This window comes from Ruegeria sp. CH11, assembly GCF_056537105.1.
Map to the genome: position 1 here is coordinate 83,859 of NZ_JBQFQX010000008.1, position 17,359 is coordinate 101,217.

Sequence of the window (17,359 nt, forward strand, 5' to 3'; positions counted from 1 at the left end):
GCTGCCTACGGGCCAGTGCGCGCATGGTCCCTGCGTCGATGCACAGGCCTGTCTGGCCGGCAGATCGCCTTGAATCTGGGGCCATGTGACGCGGTTCACTGGAATTTTACGATTATAGGTTCAAAATAGAGGGGAACCGGTGGGAGGTTTGTTTGATGAGTACTTATGTTTCAAGGGAAATACGCGCTGAATTGGATGCAGCGCGAATCGCTACGCTCAAGAAAGCGAGTCGTCTGCGTGTCGAAATGGGCGACAATAGCTTTAGAATTCTCAGATTGTGGCGTGACGGCTTTGCGGTTGAGGCTGCGGAAACACCGCGACTGCGTGGCCTTGTCGATATTTTCGATGGCGCAAACCATCTGTACCAATGCCTGATCGTCGCAGCCGAGGAAGACGCCAGCGAAATGAAATACGATTTCAAGCGCAGCACCGCTGCTGCCGACAAGGCTCCGCTGGACTTCTACCGCCCGCCAGATGCTCCGATCGCATTGCTGGGATACGAGGACTAGGGCCTGATTTCGACCGTCGTACCATTGTCTGCAAGGCTCCACAGGCGAACCATTTCAGCGTTCGAAATCGCGATACAACCAAGCGTCCAATCGCCGGGCAAAGTAACCCCCGCTACGCCATTTGGCTGACCGTGGATGAAGATATCCCCACCGGGGTCATAGCCGCCAGTCTGCGCCCGCGCCAGATCATCGGATTGCGGATAGTCGATCCCCAGCGATAGGTGAAACGCACTTTGCGGATTGCGTCGGTTGATGGTGAAAAGACCCTCGGGCGTTTTGCCATCGCCTTCGCGCATCTTGTCACCCTCTGGCTCGAATCCAAGTGCAATGTCGGCCTGCATGACCACCGCGCCGTTGCGGGTCGCTGTCAGACGGCGGGCGGCTTTTTCGATCAGGATGTGATCAATGCGATCGGCCTCGGTTGCCATCGGCGGCGCAGGCGGCCGCGGGCCAAACCGGTGCCAGCCGAACCAGCCCGCCAGACTCATCGCCAAGATCAGACCGATCAGCGCAATCCGCCGCAGGATCATTGCAGGTCGCTGAAGGCGCGCTTTAGCCTGTCGCAGGCGTCTTCGACCTTGTCGCGTTGCGTGGCCAGGTTAAAGCGCTCAAACATCTCACCGCCCGCTCCAAACCCGGGGCCTGGAGAGGTTGCAATGCGGGCATCCTCGCGCAGGCGACGCACGAATTCGGCGTGGTTCATTCCGGTTCCGGAAAAGTCGACCCAAGCCAGATAGGTGGCCTGCAAGGGCATCGACCACAGGCCGGGAATTTCTGCGATCGTGGCGTCGAACATTTTGCGATTGCCGTCCAGATGCGCAATTTGCGCATCGACCCAATCGGCACCTTCCGGACTGTAGGCGGCGGTGATCATCGCCACACCCAGTGCGCTGGGGTCATAGTCCAGTGTTTGTATCCGGTGCCGCATGGCTCCGCGTAGCTTGGGATCGGGAATGATCATGTTCCCGGTGCGCTGACCAGCGATATTGAACGTCTTGGAGGCCGCCGTAAGCGTAACGGTCCAAGGTCGCGCATCAGGGGCAGCGATATCCATCGGTACGAAGGTATTGCCCGGATAAACGAGATCATGGTGTATCTCATCCGACACCAGGATCAGCCCGTTACGGCCGGCGAAGGACGCGACCGCGCGCAGTTCCTCGGTCGTCCAGACCCGGCCCGAGGGGTTCTGGGGCGAGCACCAAAGCAACATCTTCTCGGATCCGTCCAGCCGTGATTGCGCATCCTCCAAATCAAGCGCATACGAGTCGCCGTCGCGCATCAACGGGCATTCGACCACGCGGCGGCCCGATTTGTTCACCTTGTGGGCGAACTCGTGGTAGACAGGTGTAAAGATCACCACGCCGTCGCCCGGTTCGCTCCAGACATCCAGACACAGGGCAATCGCGTTGCCCAACCCTTGCGAGGTCAGAATCCAATCGGTGTCGATCTCCCAGTTGTGGCGCGTCTTCATCCACCACTGGATCGCGTTCAGATAGTTCGGGTGCATCCAGGAATAGCCGAACACGCCATGATCTGCCGCCTGCCGCACCGCGTCGATTACGCAAGGGGCCGTCGGGTAATCCGAGTCTGCCGTCCACATGGCCAGCCCGTCCGTGGGCGAGACACCATACAGCTTTTCCATCTTGTCCCATTTTGAACTTTGGGTGCCTCGGCGGTCGATCTGGTCGTTGAACGTCATGTCGTCTCCATCTGTCCCGCTGAAAGCTAGCCACAATTGCGGCGGGCGCAAGGGGGCCGTTGCGGTGCGCTGCGCGATGTCATACATCAGCCTCATGAAACGCAATATTCTGATCCATCCCGACCCTCGGCTGAAAAAGGTTTGTGCCCCGGTGGCTGACCTGTCGGACGCGCTGCGTGAGCTGGCCGACGACATGCTTGAGACCATGTATGACGCGCCGGGTATCGGCCTTGCCGCCCCGCAGGTCGGGGTGCTTGATCGGCTGATCGTTGTGGATTGCATCAAGGAAGAAGGGCAAGCGCCACGCCCTCTGATCATGTTCAACCCCGAAATCATCGCCTCGTCGGACGAATCCAACGTCTATGAGGAAGGCTGCCTGTCGATCCCCGAGCAATATGCCGAGGTGACCCGCCCCAAAGTGGTGGACGTCGCTTGGATCGACCGCGACGGGAACGCGCAACAAGAGACGTTTGACGGGCTGTGGGCCACCTGTGTTCAGCATGAGATCGATCACCTGAACGGCAAGCTTTTCATCGATTACCTCAAGCCGCTGAAACGCCAGATGATCACGCGCAAGATGCAGAAGCTCAAGCGCGAGAAGGCCCGCACATGACCGTGCGCACCTGCCTGTCCTGGCCAGACAAGCGCCTGCGGACAATGGCTGAAGACGTCACCGAAATCACCGACGATATCCGCGCCATCTGGGACGATATGATCGACACGATGGAGGCGATGCCGGGCGTTGGCCTTGCCGCGACGCAGATCGGCGTCATGCTGCGGCTGGCGGTCGTTGATGGCTCGACCCAACGGGGCAAGGCGGTGCGTCTGGCCAATCCGGAAATCCTGCACGCCTCGGTCGAGCTGCGCGAGCATGACGAGGCCAGCCCGAACCTGCCGGGTGTCTCGGCCAAGGTGAAACGCCCGCGCGCGGTGACGGTAAAGTTCCTGAACGCGCACGGCATGATCGATCGCCGCGACTTTGTCGGGATCGAGGCGACCAGCGTGCAGCACCAGATCGATCACCTGAACGGGCGGATGTATTTCGACCGGCTCAGCAAGGTCAAACGCGACATGCTGCTGCGCAAAGCCAGAAAGCAACCCTGATCCGTAAGCCGGGCTTCAGCCCGGCACCCCCAGCCGGAGCCGCAAATGCGCATCATCTTCATGGGAACCCCCGATTTTTCGGTGCCGGTGCTGGACGCGCTGGTCGATGCCGGGCACGAGATTGCCGCAGTCTACTGCCAGCCACCGCGCCCGGCCGGTCGCGGCAAGAAAGAGCGGCCAACGCCGGTTCATGCACGGGCCGAGGCGCTGGGTCTTCCGGTTCGTTATCCGGTCTCGCTGAAATCTGCGGACGAACAGCAAAGCTTTGCTGCCCTGCACGCAGATGTTGCAGTGGTCGTGGCCTATGGCCTGATCCTGCCACAAGCCATTCTGGATGCGCCCGCGCAAGGTTGTCTGAACATTCACGCCAGCCTGCTGCCGCGTTGGCGTGGGGCCGCGCCCATCCATCGGGCAATCATGTCAGGTGACGCAGAGACCGGAGTTTGCATCATGCAGATGGAGGCCGGACTGGACACCGGGCCGGTTCTGATGCGTCAGGCGACTGAAATCGGGATCGAAGAGACCACAGCGCAGCTGCATGACCGTCTGTCCGGAATGGGAGCAGACCTGATCGTTCGGGCGTTGGACCGCTTGCCGGAACTGGTGCCAACCCCTCAACCCGCGCTTGGCGTCACTTATGCCAACAAGATCGACAAGGCCGAGGCGCGGATCGATTGGTCGCGCCCCGCCGCCGAGGTTGACCGGCAAATCCGTGGTCTTTCGCCCTTTCCCGGCGCCTGGACCGAGATAAATGGCGAGCGCATCAAACTGCTGGCCTCGCGCCTGGCGGAAGGACAGGGCGCGCCGGGCGAAGTTCTGGACGACGCCTTGACTGTGGCCTGCGGCGAAGGGGCGGTTGACCTGTTACGCTTGCAACGGGCAGGCAAAGGCGCGCAGGATAAGGCAACCTTTCTGCGGGGCTGGCCCATTCCGGCCGGCAGTCGCTTGTCTGTGGAGTAACGCCTTATGTTCATGATCCTGATGGGCACCGTCGTCATCGCCGGGATCGTCGGTTACCTGTCCGAAAAGACGGGATTTACCCATAACGGGTATCTGCAATCCATCATCATCTGCGTTGGTGGCGCGTTTCTGTTCTATTTCGTCCGCATCATGTTTGGCATCAGCTTTGGCGCACCGGGTCTGAATGCGGTGATCTCATCTATCGGCGCGCTGATCATCGTTCCGACACATTGGAGGAAATAGGATGTCCGTGATCGCCCTGATTATCATTGGTGCCGCTGCCGGGTTTCTGGCCACCCGCTTGATGCGGATCGAGGCAGATATCCCGACCACCATGCTGATCGGCATCGTTGGTGCCCTTGTCGGCGGATTGGTTCTGCGCACGTTGCTGGCGGTGATGGGCTGGCTGTCAGGCTTTGTCGGCGCGGTGCTTGGCGCGCTTTTGGTGATCTGGGTCTGGCAGACCTACATACGCCGGTAACGCGCCGAATTATCGCTCATCGCAAACAGCCGCAGTCCCCAGTTGTGGCGATCCACGCGTTGTCATGTCGAACTGATCCGCTTCGGTTGCGGTCATCCAATGCATGTCATCCGCTGGGGCGGCGGCGAGGGTGAACCAATAGAACTCGTCCTCGACACCGATATCGCGGAAATACTCCAGATACCTGCCATGCTCGGGGTCGGTCGCATCCAGTTCGGTTGCAACAATACCTGATCCACTCCAACTGTGGACGCCGACACAGGCACCGGGGTTCAGAACCCGCTGGTTGCCTGCCAGAAACAGGTCGGTCCCGCCCGAGGCGACCAGCCCGTCCGAGGGAACCACGGTATCAAACCCTTTGACATGTACAACGCGACTGAACACGACATTGGCATCGTCGTCGACCGAGCCCTCGATATTCTGCAACACCAGTGTCTTGGCATCGGGGTTGTCGGAAGTGACCTCGAGGAATGATTGCAAGGTGGTGTGGTCGATCGTTCCGTTTGCGATGATCTGATCGCCCTCGGCCACAAAGCTGACAGGCGTGTATTGCTCGGCGCAGGCAGTCAGCAGGGACAGGCCAATTACAAGGAAAGGAATGCGGTGTTTCATCGGACGCCTCGCAAAACGCTGATCGCAAAGTGATACCAATGATTGCGGTTTCCGTCTACCGGCGCGGCGGACGCGCCTTGTAGACCGGCAATTTCCAACCAAACAGCAGTGACCCGGCCCTGAGCGCCCAGCACACAATGGCACATAGCGCCAGAGCGGGCAGAACCTCGAACCCCAGTTGATAGGTCACGACCGCGCTTAACGATCCGGCAAAGGCGCAGGAAACATATAGCTCACCCTGCTTCAGAACCAGAGGCACCTCGTTACAGACCACATCCCGCATCAAACCGCCCAGACAGCCGGTCGTGACCCCCATCAGAACGATGATCACACCCGTTTGCCCGACAGACAGCGCCGCGCCGCTCCCGGCGGCGGCGGCGATGGACAGGGCGAAGCTGTCGAGCCAGATCAGCCAGTTGTACCGGCTTTCCACTAGATGCGCGGTAAAGAACACCAGAACAGCGGCGGCGCAGGCGATCAGGATATAGGCTGGCTGATCGACCCAGAAGACCGGGTGTCGGTCCAGCAACAGGTCGCGGGCGGTTCCGCCTCCGACTGCGGTCAGGCAGGCCATGAACGCGAACCCGACCAGATCAAGCTGCGCCCGGCTGGCGACCAGCGCGCCGGTCAGGGCAAAAACCAGAACCGAGGCATAGTCCAGAACATCAAGCCAGATCACGCCTGGGCCTTCTTGGGTTTGAAGGGTGCCATGCCCGCCCGCGCCAGTTCGTCCGCGCGTTCGTTTTCCGGGTGGCCCGCATGGCCCTTGACCCATTCCCAGGTCACATCATGACGGGTCTGTACCTCATCCAGCCGTTGCCAGAGATCGACATTCTTGACGGGCTTTTTGTTCGAGGTTTTCCAGCCGTTCCGTTTCCACCCGAAGATCCAGCCAGTGACCCCGTTTTTGACATAGGCGCTGTCGGTGACGATGGTGATTTTCGACGACCGCTCCAGTGTTTCCAATGCGCTGATAGCGGCCAGCAATTCCATGCGGTTATTGGTTGTTTCGGCCTCGCCGCCCTGCAACGTGCGCTCTTTCAGGACGGTGTCCCCGTCCATCGCGCGCAGCAGCACGCCCCAGCCTCCTGGGCCGGGATTGCCGGAACAGGCACCGTCGGTATAGGCGTAGAGGTCAGGCATTGGCGAAGACCAGAATGAACCCGTCATAGGACCCGGCCAGCCCCGCGCCCACACCCTTGACGTGACGGTCGATCGTGAAACCGGCTGCGGTCAGTGCATCCTCAATCTCGGATTGGGAATAATAGGTGTAGTAGCGATCCAGCGCGTCGCGATGTTCGCCGGTTCCCAGTTTCATACCCAGAAAAAGCAGACCACCCGGCTTCAGGGCCCGGTAAATCGCGGCCAGATGGCGCGGAAAATCGGCACGCGGTGCGTGCAGTAGCGAGAAGCTGGCATAGACCCCATCGTATTCACCCGCTTCGGTCAGATCGTCGAAAGTGCCCAGATGCGCGTCAACGCCGTTGTCTCGTGCATGTTCGACAAAGGCCGGGGTGGCGTCCAACGCCCGGACTTTCAACCCCTGACGCATCAGGAAACTGCTGTCGGATCCGGGGCCAGAGCCCAGATCCAGCACGTAACCATCCGCGCCGACGGCGTCGGCAAAGTCTTGTCGTGCCTTTGACTGTTCCGGGGGCATGGGTACTTCCAGATATTGCGCCACGCGCGCGGTGTAGGCGTCGATCGTACGTTGATCTTGTGTCATGCGGGTTGCCTCAATACGCGGGGTACCTTGAATTCGACGTTCTCAACCGCGGTTTCGACCATTTCGACAGTGACGTCGAAGTGGTCGCGAAACGCATCGATCACCTCGTTGACCAGCACTTCGGGGGCCGACGCCCCGGCGGTGATGGCGATGCTGGATATCCCTTGCAGCGAACGCCAATCGATATCGGTCGCGCGCTGCACCAGTTGCGCATAGCTGCACCCTGCGCGCGAGGCGACCTCGACCAAGCGGCGCGAGTTCGAGGAGTTGGGCGCACCAACCACCAGCAGGGCATCCGACATCGGGGCGACGGCCTTCACTGCCTCTTGCCGGTTGGTCGTCGCATAACAGATGTCTTCCTTGTGCGGGCCGACGATGGCGGGAAACCGTGCCTCGAGCGCGGCGATTATGTCCTTGGTGTCGTCAACCGAGAGCGTGGTCTGAGTAACAAAGGCCAGCTTATCCTGGTTACGCACCTGAACGCTGGCCACATCGTCGACCGTTTCCACAAGCAGCACCTCGCCATCGGGCAATTGACCCATCGTGCCGATGGTCTCGGGGTGACCCTTATGCCCGATCATGATCATCTGCAGCCCGGCATCCGCGTGACGCTGGGCCTCGACATGGACCTTGGACACCAGCGGGCAGGTGGCATCGACATAGATCATCTCGCGCTGTGCGGCGGTGGCCGGGACGGATTTGGGAACACCATGGGCCGAGAAAATCACCGGGCGGTCATCGGGGCATTCGTCCAATTCTTCGACAAAGACCGCACCTTTGGCGCGCAACCCGTCCACCACGAATTTGTTGTGCACGATCTCGTGACGCACATAAACTGGCGCCCCCCATTTCTGCAGCGCCATCTCGACGATCTTGATGGCGCGGTCGACACCAGCGCAGAACCCGCGCGGGGCGGCGAGATACAGGGTGAGTGGAGGTTTGGTCATGGCTGTCTCCTTAACAGGGACAGGTAAGGCTTTTGCGGACGCGGGTCCAGTGATCAGACAGTGTCATTTAACTGACATAGACGGTTGGTACAAAACCGGTATTTGAGAACGCAGTCATCGTTAAAACAAGGCGGCCAGATTCTCCCCGGAATCTGGCCGCTATTTGCCCATCAAACCTGTTGCAATCGATGCAGGTTTACTTGCCGCCCGCTGCCATGACACTGCGGGTTTCGGCCGGCATCTCACGCGGAGGGCGGCCGATAACGTCGCGCAGATCTTCCAACTCGATGAAATTGTCTGCCTGGCGGCGCAGTTCGTCCGAGATCATCGGTGGCTGGCTGCGGATCGTCGATACCACCGACACGCGCACGCCCTGACGTTGCAGGCTGGCAATCAGCGGGCGGAAATCCCCATCGCCCGAGAACAGCACGATATGGTCGACGCGCGGTGCCAGTTCCATGGCATCTACCGTCAGTTCGATGTCCATATTTCCTTTGACTTTCCGACGCCCCATGCTGTCGGTGTATTCCTTGGCCGGTTTCGTGACCATGGTGAAGCCGTTGTAATGCAGCCAGTCAACCAATGGGCGGATCGGAGAATACTCGTCATTTTCCAGTAGCGCTGTGTAATAGAAAGCCCTAAGCAACTTCCCCCGGCGCATGAATTCCTGACGCAGCAGCTTGTAGTCTATATCAAACCCAAGTGCTTTTGCGGCTGCATAAAGATTCGAGCCGTCGATGAACAGCGCTAGCCGTTCGTCCTTATAAAACATAAATAGTCCCTTCCGGTATAAACCACTGCACCTGTGCATTCGTGAGTGTGAAAAATAAGTCGGAGCAATGGTGACTACAAAATAAGTGTTCTGGCCTTTATGGCAAGTATGCTGTGTATGGAATGTGGGGTCAAATTTGGAAAAAACATGCGCAAAAGCAGTTATCGCGCTGGGAGCAAATCTCAGTCTGAGAGGAAACAGTCCCAAGGTGACGCTTGAGCAGTCGCTTATTGCGCTGCGCGACGCTGGTTTGGTGATTCGCACGCAAAGCCGGTTTTTTGCCACGCCATGCTTTCCCGCCGGAGCTGGTCCGGATTACGTCAACGCAGCGGTGTTGATTGAAACACCCCTGTCTCCGGAAGAAATTCTGGCAATTCTTCACAGGATCGAGCGGGGTTTCGGGCGCGAGCGTGTGCAGCGCTGGGGCATGCGTACGCTGGATCTGGATTTGGTGTGCTGGGACGATGTCGTGCTGCCGGATCGGGCCGAATATGACCGTTGGCGCACCTTGCCTGCGCAGGCGCAGGCGCAGCAGGCCCCGGATCAGCTGATTCTGCCACATCCTCGCATGCAGGACCGCGCCTTTGTCCTGGTTCCGATGGCCGACGTGGCAGCCGACTGGCATCATCCGGTGCTGCGCAAAACCGTGCGCGAGATGCTGACCGATTTGCCGGACGCGGATATTGCCGCAGTTACACCTGTTTGATACGCGCATTTGCTGCATTTCCTGCTTGTCAAGGCAGCGAAACGGGCTTAGATAATCGTTTTCCTGTCACGGATTCAAATACGGAGAGCGCCCCATGGCCCGCGTTACGGTCGAAGACTGTGTAGACAAGGTTCCGAACCGGTTCGAACTGGTGATGCTTGCCGCCCACCGGGCGCGCGAGATTTCTGCTGGTGCGTCGATCACCGTGGACCGCGACAACGACAAGAACCCCGTTGTTTCACTGCGCGAAATCGCCGACGAGACGCAGGGCGCGGACGATTTGCGCGAACGTCTGATCGAGGCGAACCAAACTCAGATCGAGGTTGATGAGCCTGAAGAAGATCAGATGGCGCTGTTGATGGGTGCCGAATCGGACAAGCCCGCAGATGACGACATGTCCGAAGAAAAGCTCCTGCGCGCGCTGATGGAGGCTCAGGGCCAGGGGTAAGCCCCAACGACGAAGGTGCGGACCGGATGATTTCTGCAGACGACCTGATTGCGCTGGTCCGCAACTACAACCCCAAGACAAATGCCGAGCGCATCGCCCGCGCCTACGAGTTCGGGCAGCAGATGCATGAAGGGCAGTTCCGCCACTCGGGCGAGCCTTATTTTACCCATCCTGTTGCCGTTGCCGCCATCCTGACCGAACAGCGTCTGGATGATGCGACGATCATTACCGCTTTGCTGCACGACACGATCGAAGACACCAAAGCCAATTACGGCAAGGTGTCCGAGCTGTTCGGGGAAGAGGTCGCAAAGCTGGTCGATGGCGTCACCAAGCTGACCAACCTGCAGCTGTCCAGCCGCGAGACGAAACAGGCCGAGAACTTCCGCAAGCTGTTCATGGCGATGTCCAAGGATCTGCGGGTCATTTTGGTCAAGCTGGCCGACCGTCTGCACAATATGCGCACCATCAAGGCGATGCGGCCCGAGAAACAGGCGGTCAAAGCGCGCGAGACAATGGACATCTATGCGCCGCTTGCGGGCCGGATGGGTATGCAATGGATGCGCGAGGAGTTGGAAGACCTCGCTTTCCGCGTGCTGAACCCCGAAGGCCGCCAATCGATCATCCGCCGCTTTATCACCCTGCAACGCGAAACCGGTGATGTGATCCACCGGATCACCGGCGACATGCGGCATGAACTTGAGAAAGCGGGCATTGAGGCCGAGGTTTTTGGCCGTGCCAAGAAACCTTACTCGATCTGGCGCAAGATGCAGGAAAAGGATCAGGGCTTTTCGCGCCTGTCCGACATCTACGGTTTCCGCATCATCACCCGAACCGAAGAAGACTGCTATCGCACCCTCGGTGCAATTCACCAGCGCTGGCGCGCGGTGCCGGGGCGGTTCAAGGATTATATCAGCCAGCCGAAATCGAACGGCTATCGCTCGATCCACACCACGGTCTCGGGCCGTGACGGTAAACGGGTCGAGGTTCAGATCCGCACCCGCCAGATGCATGATGTGGCCGAAACCGGCGTTGCGGCGCATTGGTCCTATCGGGACGGTGTGCGCTCGGAAAACCCCTTTGCGGTCGACCCCGCCAAGTGGATCGCCAACCTGACCGAGCAGTTCGACAGCGAGGATGATCACGAAGATTTCCTCGAAGCCGTCAAGTTGGAGATGTATTCCGACCAGGTGTTCTGTTTCACCCCCAAAGGCGATGTTGTGAAATTGCCGCGCGGGGCGACGCCGATCGATTTCGCCTATGCCATCCATACCCGCATCGGCCATGCCTGCGTGGGGGCCAAGGTGGATGGGATTCGCGTCCCTCTGTGGACGCGGCTGAAAAACGGGCAGTCGGTCGATGTGATCACCGCGGATGGCCAGACACCGCAGGTGACATGGCTTGAGATTGCAGTTACCGGCAAGGCCCGTACTGCGATCCGCCGCGCTCTGCGCGAAGTTGACCGCAAACGGTTCATCAAGCTGGGCAAAGAGCTGGCCCGCGCCGGGTTCGAAAACGTTGGCCGCAAGGCCACCGATAAGGCCCTGGATACGGCGGCCAAACACCTGCGCCTGAAGGATCAGCAAGAGTTGCTTGCCCGTCTGGGCAGCGCCGAACTGACGGCGCATGATGTGGTGAACGCCGTTTACCCCGAACTCGCGAAAGACGAAGGCGATGCCATCCCGATGCGTCGCGCGGTCATTGGTCTGGAACCGGGCCAAAGCTTTGATCGCGCGCCGTGCTGCCAACCGCTGCCGGGTGAGCGCATCGTTGGCATCACCTATCGCGGCAAGGGCGTGGTGGTGCATGCCATCGACTGTGACCGCCTGTCGGAATTCGAAGAAGAGCCCGAACGCTGGGTCGATCTGCATTGGCACTCTGGCACGCACCCTGCGGTTTATGGCGCGACGCTGGACCTGACCATCGGCAACGATGCCGGTGTGCTGGGGCGTATTTGCACGTTGATCGGCGAGAAAAAGGCCAATATCTCGAACCTTGAATTCGTTGACCGTAAACCGGACTTTTACCGTTTGCAGATCAGCGTCGAACTGCGCGACCTCGAACAATTGCACTCGCTGATGCTGATGCTTGAGGCGGAAAGCGATGTCGCTGCGGTTGAAAGGTATCGGGACCGGGCGAGGCCCACGGTTGCGGCAAGCTGAGAAGGGGTGATCAGGAGTGGTTTTCAAGCGCCGAGATCGACGCTCGCCTGTCCAGATCGCTTCAGAATTGGTTTATCCTCGCGGGGGATGGACCCGGGCCTTTCATTACGTCAAGCACCGCGTACGTCGGCTGCCGGACACTCCGGAACGTATCGCTCGTGGCATTGGTGCCGGGGTCTTTGCCGCCTTCACGCCCTTTTACGGCCTGCATTTCGTCGTGGCCGCCGTCCTTGCCCGACTTTTCAACGGCAACATCCTGGCTTCGCTTTCGGGGACGTTCTTCGGTAACCCGCTGACCTATGTGCCCATTGGCGTGATCAGTTTGCAAACCGGGCATTTCCTGTTGGGTACCACGTTCAAAGAGGGCGACACCCACGGGCTTATGGGCAAGTTCGCAGACGCGATCGGGGATCTGAAAAACAACTTTCTGGCGATGTTCACCGACCGCGTGGCCGACTGGCACGGGCTTGAGGTGTTTTATGACGAAGTGTTCTTTCCCTATATGATCGGCGGGGTGCTGCCAGGGATCGTGGCGGGGATCATTTGTGCCTATCTCAGCCTGCCCGTGATCCGAACCTATCAAAAACGTCGCCGGGCCAGGATCAAAGCGAAATTCGAAGAAATCAAGCGATTGGCACAGTCAGAGACTGCCGTTTCGGTGGTAAACGAATTAGGCTCGGCCCAAGACCATATGAAGGATTCGAAGGATGTCTGACACTTATCTGCGTCTGGGTGTGAATATCGACCACGTGGCGACGGTGCGCAATGCGCGGGGTGGGGCCTATCCCGATCCTTTGCGCGCCGCCAAACTGGCGGAAGAGGCGGGGGCGGATGGCATTACCGCGCATCTTCGCGAAGACCGCCGCCATATCTCCGATGCCGATATCGACGGGCTGATGGAAGTCCTGTCAGTTCCGCTGAACTTTGAGATGGCCGCAACCGATGAGATGCAGAAAATAGCCCTGCGCCACAAGCCGCACGCGGTCTGCATCGTCCCCGAAAAACGCGAGGAGCGCACGACCGAAGGCGGGCTGGAAGTTGCGCGCGAGGAAAACAAACTGGCGCATTTCATCGCGCCACTGCGGGAGGTCGGATGCCGCGTGTCGATCTTCATCGCCGCAGACCAGCGCCAGATCGAAGCCGCCCATCGGATAGGGGCCGAGGTGATCGAATTACACACCGGCGCTTATTGCGACGCCCATGCCGAAGGCCGCATGGAAGATGCCGCACAGGAACTGGAGGCTCTGCGTGCCATGTCCAGCTATGCCCACTCGCTTGGCCTCGAAGTGCACGCGGGCCACGGGCTGACCTATGACACGGTGCAACCTGTTGCAGCGTTCCCCGAGGTGAAAGAGCTGAACATTGGTCATTTCCTGATTGGCGAGTCGATCTTTCTGGGCCTCACCCCGGCAATTCAGGAAATGCGTCGCTTGATGGATGCGGCACGGGCATGATCGACCTGACATCTCTTGCAGTCACCGCGCTTGCCTTCTTTGTGGTTGCAGTTTCGCCCGGGCCTGCAAATATCTCCAACGCAGCAGTTGCGATGAGCTTTGGGCGCAAGACCAGCCTTATCTACGGAGCAGGCTTGTCCTGCGGTTTGGTATCCTGGGGTTTGGTTGCCGCCAGCGGAATGGGGGCGGTGCTGCAAAGTTCCCTTTACGTGCTCATGGTGCTCAAGATGCTGGGTGGCCTCTATCTGCTTTGGCTGGCGTGGCAATCCGGACGTTCCGCGATGCGATCCGACGCCGACAAAGTCTCAGTACCCGCCAGGGGCAGGTGGTTTTTACGTGGGCTGATCCTCAACCTGTCCAACCCGAAATCGGTGATCGCATGGATGGCAGCCCTGTCGGTTGGCCTTGGCCCGGATGACGGCTTGTTTGCCGTTGCCGCCGCCACCGCCGTCTGCATCCTCACGGGTTTCATCAACAACTTTCTCTATTCGATGCTGTTTTCAGTCAGCGGCATGATGGCCGGATACCGCCGGTTTCGCCGCTGGATTGATGGCGTTGTCGCCGGTTTGTTCGCGGTCGCCGGTCTCGGCCTGATCAGATCGGCCTTTGCGCGATGATCACCTCGGGTTTCGTTGCCATCTGGATCGCATGGCTGATGGCCGGGGGCTCTCCGGGTCCTGCCACAATGGGCATCGCGGGGACTGCCATGAACGAGGGCCGCACGGCCGGGCTGGCCTTTGCGTTGGGCATTTGCGCGGGGTCTGCCGCCTGGGGGATCGCGGCAGCGCTGGGCCTGTCGGCGATCATGCTGGCCAATGTCTGGGTGTTCGAAGTGATCCGATATGTCGGCGTCGCTTATCTGGGCTGGCTGGCGCTGAAAGCCCTGCGTCGCGCCATGACCTCGGATGAGGTTGCGCTGGGCAACCCGGTCAAAGGCTCGCTGCCGTCGATCTTTGCCAAAGGCGCGGCCATTCACCTGACCAACCCCAAGGCGATCCTGAGCTGGGGCTCCATCTACGCCATCGTCGCACCAAATGACGCCAGCCTGACCATGCTGTTGGGGTATTTCGGACTGCTTTATGCCGGATCGCTGATAATCTTCATCGGTTACGCGTTTCTGTTCTCGTCAGAGAAAATGGTTGCCGCCTACCGCCGCGCCCGGCGCTGGTTCGACTTTGCATTTGCTGGGTTCTTCGGCGTGGCGAGCTACAAGATTCTTACCGTACGTCTTGGCTAAGAGCGAAACAGAAAAGACTCTGAACAAGAAATCTCATCACCGAATTATTTAAAAGGAAACAATTAGATGGGCGCAAGCATCCTTAGATTTTCACTGGTGTTTCTGGCGACAAGTATCGCGGTTCCGTTGGCCCTGTTCGCGATTGAGGCCGTATTCAAGATCAACCTCTTCAGCAGTTTCATCCCCTTCGTGCCATTTCTCGCCGGTGCACTAAATGAGGGCAAGAAATACGTAGAGAGCTTCGGCGCAATGCCTAGCGGTGGTGAAATGTGGTTTGCCGCGCTGATCATGGGAGTCGTCGGCATGCTTATCGGTTGCGGACTGTCGGTCGTTGCGTTTCTGGTGATACCCGGCGCGGCAGATGTCGTCGCTGGGGTCCCTATGACTTTCTTGGCTGTTGGTTTCGGAATGATGCTGGCCCTTGCAATCCTGATGTGCCGCGTGTTCGTTTGGTCTGGCGCCCGAGGGGCCATGAAAAGACTACGACGCGTGAGCCGGTAAAAGCGAAGAGGGGCTGGCGGCCGCCCAGATATTCGCGACATGGTAGCCTGTTATTTGCCCGCGGTCAGAGAGGCATAGAGAGGGAACAATGAAAGCCATAGCATATCGCAGTTTTGGTCACGCGCCGGATGTGCTGGAACTCATCGAACTGCCCACGCCCGACCCCGGCCCGGGCGAAGTACTGGTGCGTGTCCATGCAAGTGGTATCAATCCGTCGGACGTCAAGCTGAGGGCTGGCGCGCGGCCAGGTGCAGTCATGCCTTACCCGGTCGTGACGCCGCATTCCGACGGGGCCGGTGTCATCGAAGCTGTTGGGTCGGGAGTCGATCCGGCACGTGTCGGCCAGCGGGTCTGGATCTGGAATGGCCAATGGCAGCGTGCCTTCGGAACCGGGGCCGAATACATCTCGCTGCCCTCGGAACAGGCCGTGCCGTTGCCGGAAACGACGAGTTTTGCCGAAGGGGCCTGTTTCGGCATACCGGCCATGACCGCGTGGTATGCGCTGTATCGCGACGGTCCGATCACGGACCAGACGGTTCTGGTCACCGGCGGCGCGGGTACGGTCGGGCGCTACGCCTGTCAAATGGCGGCGCTGGGTGGCGCGCGAGTGATTACGACGGTCAGTTCCGAGGACAAAGCCGCCCATTCGGGCGCGTCCGAGTGGATCAACTATCGCACACAAGACGTGACCGAGGCGGTGATGGACCTGACCCAAGGCGCAGGTGTTGACCGGATCGTCGAGGTTGATTTCGCCGCCAATCAAAGCGCCTCGTTGTCGCTGATCCGACCCGGCGGCACCATCGCGAGCTATGCCTCAGCCTCGCAAATGCGGCCAGAACTGGATTTCTATGGCTTCATGTTCAAGAATATCCGGCTGCATATGCTGATCGTCTACATGTTGGACGCTGCCGCACGCCGAGCGGGCGAGGCGCAACTGGGCGCATGGCTGGAACAGGGCGCGCTCAGCCACGCGGTCGTCCCGGCCGGTGGCCTTGAGGACGCGGTCGCCGCGCATCAGATGGTCGAGGCCGGGAAAAAGCTGGGTACGGTGGTGCTGGCAGTTTGATTTGCTCCGACTAGCCGGGCACTATCGTTCAGGCTTGGAGAGCTTGGCCCTGCCACGGAAGTTTGAAAGGAAGCCTCTGTGATTGGAACGATGCTTTGGCGCTATACAATATGGCTGGTTGTGATCCGAATGCTGCTTCCAGTTGTTTTGGTCGTACTCAGAGATTTTGCGGGCGTTGATCTCACGAATGCCGGGATTCCCGTTGTGTCGGCACTATTGGCGGCGGCCGTTGCCGGACGCATCGCTGCGCGTGCCTTTGGACGCATGCCGAACTGGCGCGAATTGGTGGCCTTCGCATTTCTGTCGACACTCATATTCTTTGTCATAAATTATGTTGCCTACTTGCTTTTGGCGCTGACCGGCATCGGGCCTATTTACATGCATCATCTCGTAGGATGGCATGTGCATGGTCATATAGTTGGATTGATGACCTTCCTGACCGCTGTGGCGTTGGTTTCAAATGCAGTACTATTCCCGACCAGCACGAAGATAGAACTCAAGGCCTTGGCAAGACGCGCCAAAACAGAGAACACCGCATGATCCTCGGCATCGGAACCGACCTCGCGAATATCGACCGTATCCAAGGTACGCTGGACCGGTTTGGCGACCGGTTTCGCAATCGCGTCTTTACCGATATCGAACAGCGCAAAGCCGAACGGCGGCACGACACCGCGGGTACATATGCCAAACGTTGGGCCGCGAAAGAGGCATGTTCCAAGGCGCTGGGCACCGGCCTGCGGATGGGCATCGCGTGGAAGGACATGTCGGTTACCAATCTGCGTACCGGCCAGCCGGTGATGCATGTGACAGGTTGGGCGGCAGAGCGACTTGCCCAGATGACCCCTCCGGGGCATGAGGCGATCATCCACGTCACGCTGACCGACGATCACCCCTGGGCACAGGCCATTGTGCTGATCGAGGCGCGCCCGCTTCAAGAAGCGCCCGCGCAGCCTTGACTTGCCCCCACCGGCCCCGCAT

25 protein-coding genes are annotated in these 17,359 nt (G+C 59.6%); 17 read left to right on the top strand and 8 right to left on the bottom strand.

From position 1 onward, the window contains the following. Positions 1-155 precede the first annotated feature (155 nt). Positions 156-509, top strand: a complete 354-nt coding sequence (locus ACR0LX_RS13915) for a hypothetical protein (RefSeq protein WP_480784228.1) — start codon at positions 156-158, stop codon at positions 507-509. Here the strand turns inward: ACR0LX_RS13915 and ACR0LX_RS13920 are convergent. Then, entirely contained in the window at positions 506-1,039 is a 534-nt protein-coding gene (locus ACR0LX_RS13920) for a L,D-transpeptidase family protein (RefSeq protein ID WP_480784229.1), read from the bottom strand. The genes ACR0LX_RS13915 and ACR0LX_RS13920 overlap by 4 nt on opposite strands. Continuing rightward, positions 1,036-2,208, bottom strand: a complete 1,173-nt coding sequence (locus ACR0LX_RS13925) for a MalY/PatB family protein (RefSeq protein ID WP_480784230.1) — start codon at positions 2,206-2,208, stop codon at positions 1,036-1,038. The genes ACR0LX_RS13920 and ACR0LX_RS13925 overlap by 4 nt, the downstream gene beginning before the upstream one ends. A gap of 94 nt (positions 2,209-2,302) precedes the next feature. On the opposite strand from ACR0LX_RS13925, the gene def (ACR0LX_RS13930) reads away from it, so the two are divergent. From def (ACR0LX_RS13930) to ACR0LX_RS13950, 5 genes are read left to right on the top strand one after another with little or no spacing between them, the layout of a single operon-like run. After that, positions 2,303-2,821, top strand: a complete 519-nt coding sequence (gene def / locus ACR0LX_RS13930; protein WP_480784309.1) for a peptide deformylase — start codon at positions 2,303-2,305, stop codon at positions 2,819-2,821. Further along, positions 2,818-3,312: a peptide deformylase gene (gene def / locus ACR0LX_RS13935; protein ID WP_480784231.1), complete on the top strand. Its 495-nt coding sequence runs from the start codon at positions 2,818-2,820 to the stop codon at positions 3,310-3,312. Before def (ACR0LX_RS13930) ends, def (ACR0LX_RS13935) begins: the two co-directional genes overlap by 4 nt. Before the next feature lie 45 nt (positions 3,313-3,357). Continuing rightward, positions 3,358-4,272: a methionyl-tRNA formyltransferase gene (fmt, locus tag ACR0LX_RS13940; protein ID WP_480784232.1), complete on the top strand. Its 915-nt coding sequence runs from the start codon at positions 3,358-3,360 to the stop codon at positions 4,270-4,272. Between the two features lie 6 nt (positions 4,273-4,278). After that, positions 4,279-4,515: a hypothetical protein gene (locus ACR0LX_RS13945; RefSeq protein WP_480575432.1), complete on the top strand. Its 237-nt coding sequence runs from the start codon at positions 4,279-4,281 to the stop codon at positions 4,513-4,515. A gap of 1 nt (position 4,516) precedes the next feature. Then, entirely contained in the window at positions 4,517-4,753 is a 237-nt protein-coding gene (locus tag ACR0LX_RS13950) for a GlsB/YeaQ/YmgE family stress response membrane protein (RefSeq protein ID WP_480784233.1), read from the top strand. A gap of 9 nt (positions 4,754-4,762) precedes the next feature. Here the strand turns inward: ACR0LX_RS13950 and ACR0LX_RS13955 are convergent, their stop codons facing one another. From ACR0LX_RS13955 to ACR0LX_RS13980, 6 genes are all read right to left on the bottom strand, one after another. Next, on the bottom strand, positions 4,763-5,365 hold the full coding sequence (locus ACR0LX_RS13955; protein WP_480575426.1) for a COG3904 family protein: 603 nt from the start codon (positions 5,363-5,365) through the stop codon (positions 4,763-4,765). 55 nt (positions 5,366-5,420) lie between these two features. Then, positions 5,421-6,044 carry a trimeric intracellular cation channel family protein gene (locus tag ACR0LX_RS13960; RefSeq protein ID WP_480784234.1) on the bottom strand — a complete coding sequence of 208 codons (624 nt, stop codon included), beginning with the start codon at positions 6,042-6,044 and terminating at the stop codon, positions 5,421-5,423. Beyond that, a complete protein-coding gene (gene rnhA / locus ACR0LX_RS13965) occupies positions 6,041-6,508 on the bottom strand; it encodes a ribonuclease HI (RefSeq protein WP_480784235.1) in 468 nt (155 codons plus the stop codon). The genes ACR0LX_RS13960 and rnhA overlap by 4 nt, the downstream gene beginning before the upstream one ends. Further along, positions 6,501-7,091 carry a class I SAM-dependent DNA methyltransferase gene (locus ACR0LX_RS13970; protein WP_480784236.1) on the bottom strand — a complete coding sequence of 197 codons (591 nt, stop codon included), beginning with the start codon at positions 7,089-7,091 and terminating at the stop codon, positions 6,501-6,503. The genes rnhA and ACR0LX_RS13970 overlap by 8 nt, the downstream gene beginning before the upstream one ends. After that, on the bottom strand, positions 7,088-8,038 hold the full coding sequence (gene ispH, locus ACR0LX_RS13975) for a 4-hydroxy-3-methylbut-2-enyl diphosphate reductase (RefSeq protein ID WP_480784237.1): 951 nt from the start codon (positions 8,036-8,038) through the stop codon (positions 7,088-7,090). The genes ACR0LX_RS13970 and ispH overlap by 4 nt, the downstream gene beginning before the upstream one ends. Positions 8,039-8,234: 196 nt before the next feature. Continuing rightward, positions 8,235-8,810 carry a LabA-like NYN domain-containing protein gene (locus tag ACR0LX_RS13980; protein WP_039532761.1) on the bottom strand — a complete coding sequence of 192 codons (576 nt, stop codon included), beginning with the start codon at positions 8,808-8,810 and terminating at the stop codon, positions 8,235-8,237. 124 nt (positions 8,811-8,934) lie between these two features. On the opposite strand from ACR0LX_RS13980, the gene folK reads away from it, so the two are divergent. From folK to acpS, 11 genes are all read left to right on the top strand, one after another. Continuing rightward, positions 8,935-9,516, top strand: coding sequence for a 2-amino-4-hydroxy-6-hydroxymethyldihydropteridine diphosphokinase (folK, locus tag ACR0LX_RS13985; protein ID WP_480784238.1), 582 nt, complete (start codon positions 8,935-8,937; stop codon positions 9,514-9,516). Between the two features lie 94 nt (positions 9,517-9,610). Continuing rightward, positions 9,611-9,964, top strand: a complete 354-nt coding sequence (gene rpoZ, locus ACR0LX_RS13990) for a DNA-directed RNA polymerase subunit omega (protein WP_008758344.1) — start codon at positions 9,611-9,613, stop codon at positions 9,962-9,964. Between the two features lie 26 nt (positions 9,965-9,990). Beyond that, a complete protein-coding gene (locus ACR0LX_RS13995) occupies positions 9,991-12,123 on the top strand; it encodes a RelA/SpoT family protein (RefSeq protein ID WP_480575408.1) in 2,133 nt (710 codons plus the stop codon). A gap of 16 nt (positions 12,124-12,139) precedes the next feature. After that, entirely contained in the window at positions 12,140-12,838 is a 699-nt protein-coding gene (locus tag ACR0LX_RS14000; protein WP_480575405.1) for a DUF2062 domain-containing protein, read from the top strand. Then, positions 12,831-13,577 (top strand): pyridoxine 5'-phosphate synthase, encoded by a 747-nt coding sequence (locus ACR0LX_RS14005; protein ID WP_480784239.1) that lies wholly within the window; start codon positions 12,831-12,833, stop codon positions 13,575-13,577. The genes ACR0LX_RS14000 and ACR0LX_RS14005 overlap by 8 nt, the downstream gene beginning before the upstream one ends. Then, entirely contained in the window at positions 13,574-14,194 is a 621-nt protein-coding gene (locus ACR0LX_RS14010; RefSeq protein WP_480784240.1) for a LysE family translocator, read from the top strand. The genes ACR0LX_RS14005 and ACR0LX_RS14010 overlap by 4 nt, the downstream gene beginning before the upstream one ends. Beyond that, positions 14,191-14,814 carry a LysE family translocator gene (locus tag ACR0LX_RS14015; RefSeq protein ID WP_480784241.1) on the top strand — a complete coding sequence of 208 codons (624 nt, stop codon included), beginning with the start codon at positions 14,191-14,193 and terminating at the stop codon, positions 14,812-14,814. Before ACR0LX_RS14010 ends, ACR0LX_RS14015 begins: the two co-directional genes overlap by 4 nt. 66 nt (positions 14,815-14,880) lie before the next feature. Then, a complete protein-coding gene (locus ACR0LX_RS14020; protein WP_480784242.1) occupies positions 14,881-15,315 on the top strand; it encodes an ABZJ_00895 family protein in 435 nt (144 codons plus the stop codon). A gap of 88 nt (positions 15,316-15,403) precedes the next feature. Then, on the top strand, positions 15,404-16,381 hold the full coding sequence (locus ACR0LX_RS14025) for an NADPH:quinone reductase (RefSeq protein WP_480784243.1): 978 nt from the start codon (positions 15,404-15,406) through the stop codon (positions 16,379-16,381). 78 nt (positions 16,382-16,459) lie between these two features. Continuing rightward, complete coding sequence (locus ACR0LX_RS14030) at positions 16,460-16,921, top strand: ABZJ_00895 family protein (RefSeq protein ID WP_480784244.1); 462 nt, start codon at positions 16,460-16,462, stop codon at positions 16,919-16,921. Beyond that, the gene (acpS, locus tag ACR0LX_RS14035) at positions 16,918-17,337 is read left to right on the top strand and encodes a holo-ACP synthase (RefSeq protein ID WP_480575388.1); all 420 of its coding nucleotides are present in this window, start codon (positions 16,918-16,920) and stop codon (positions 17,335-17,337) included. Before ACR0LX_RS14030 ends, acpS begins: the two co-directional genes overlap by 4 nt. Positions 17,338-17,359 lie beyond the last annotated feature (22 nt).

Coding starts and splice junctions, on each gene's coding strand:
- ACR0LX_RS13950 (WP_480784233.1), top strand. CDS start 4,517: ATGTCCGTGATCGCCCTGATTATCATTGGTGCCGCTGCCGGGTTTCTG.
- ACR0LX_RS14010 (WP_480784240.1), top strand. CDS start 13,574: ATGATCGACCTGACATCTCTTGCAGTCACCGCGCTTGCCTTCTTTGTG.
- ACR0LX_RS13945 (WP_480575432.1), top strand. CDS start 4,279: ATGTTCATGATCCTGATGGGCACCGTCGTCATCGCCGGGATCGTCGGT.
- acpS (WP_480575388.1), top strand. CDS start 16,918: ATGATCCTCGGCATCGGAACCGACCTCGCGAATATCGACCGTATCCAA.
- rnhA (WP_480784235.1), bottom strand. CDS start 6,508: ATGCCTGACCTCTACGCCTATACCGACGGTGCCTGTTCCGGCAATCCC.
- fmt (WP_480784232.1), top strand. CDS start 3,358: ATGCGCATCATCTTCATGGGAACCCCCGATTTTTCGGTGCCGGTGCTG.
- ACR0LX_RS13925 (WP_480784230.1), bottom strand. CDS start 2,208: ATGACGTTCAACGACCAGATCGACCGCCGAGGCACCCAAAGTTCAAAA.
- ACR0LX_RS14015 (WP_480784241.1), top strand. CDS start 14,191: ATGATCACCTCGGGTTTCGTTGCCATCTGGATCGCATGGCTGATGGCC.
- ACR0LX_RS13920 (WP_480784229.1), bottom strand. CDS start 1,039: ATGATCCTGCGGCGGATTGCGCTGATCGGTCTGATCTTGGCGATGAGT.
- ACR0LX_RS14020 (WP_480784242.1), top strand. CDS start 14,881: ATGGGCGCAAGCATCCTTAGATTTTCACTGGTGTTTCTGGCGACAAGT.
- ACR0LX_RS13995 (WP_480575408.1), top strand. CDS start 9,991: ATGATTTCTGCAGACGACCTGATTGCGCTGGTCCGCAACTACAACCCC.
- ACR0LX_RS13955 (WP_480575426.1), bottom strand. CDS start 5,365: ATGAAACACCGCATTCCTTTCCTTGTAATTGGCCTGTCCCTGCTGACT.
- rpoZ (WP_008758344.1), top strand. CDS start 9,611: ATGGCCCGCGTTACGGTCGAAGACTGTGTAGACAAGGTTCCGAACCGG.
- def (WP_480784309.1), top strand. CDS start 2,303: ATGAAACGCAATATTCTGATCCATCCCGACCCTCGGCTGAAAAAGGTT.
- ACR0LX_RS13970 (WP_480784236.1), bottom strand. CDS start 7,091: ATGACACAAGATCAACGTACGATCGACGCCTACACCGCGCGCGTGGCG.
- ACR0LX_RS14005 (WP_480784239.1), top strand. CDS start 12,831: ATGTCTGACACTTATCTGCGTCTGGGTGTGAATATCGACCACGTGGCG.
- ACR0LX_RS13980 (WP_039532761.1), bottom strand. CDS start 8,810: ATGTTTTATAAGGACGAACGGCTAGCGCTGTTCATCGACGGCTCGAAT.
- ACR0LX_RS14025 (WP_480784243.1), top strand. CDS start 15,404: ATGAAAGCCATAGCATATCGCAGTTTTGGTCACGCGCCGGATGTGCTG.
- ACR0LX_RS13915 (WP_480784228.1), top strand. CDS start 156: ATGAGTACTTATGTTTCAAGGGAAATACGCGCTGAATTGGATGCAGCG.
- def (WP_480784231.1), top strand. CDS start 2,818: ATGACCGTGCGCACCTGCCTGTCCTGGCCAGACAAGCGCCTGCGGACA.
- ispH (WP_480784237.1), bottom strand. CDS start 8,038: ATGACCAAACCTCCACTCACCCTGTATCTCGCCGCCCCGCGCGGGTTC.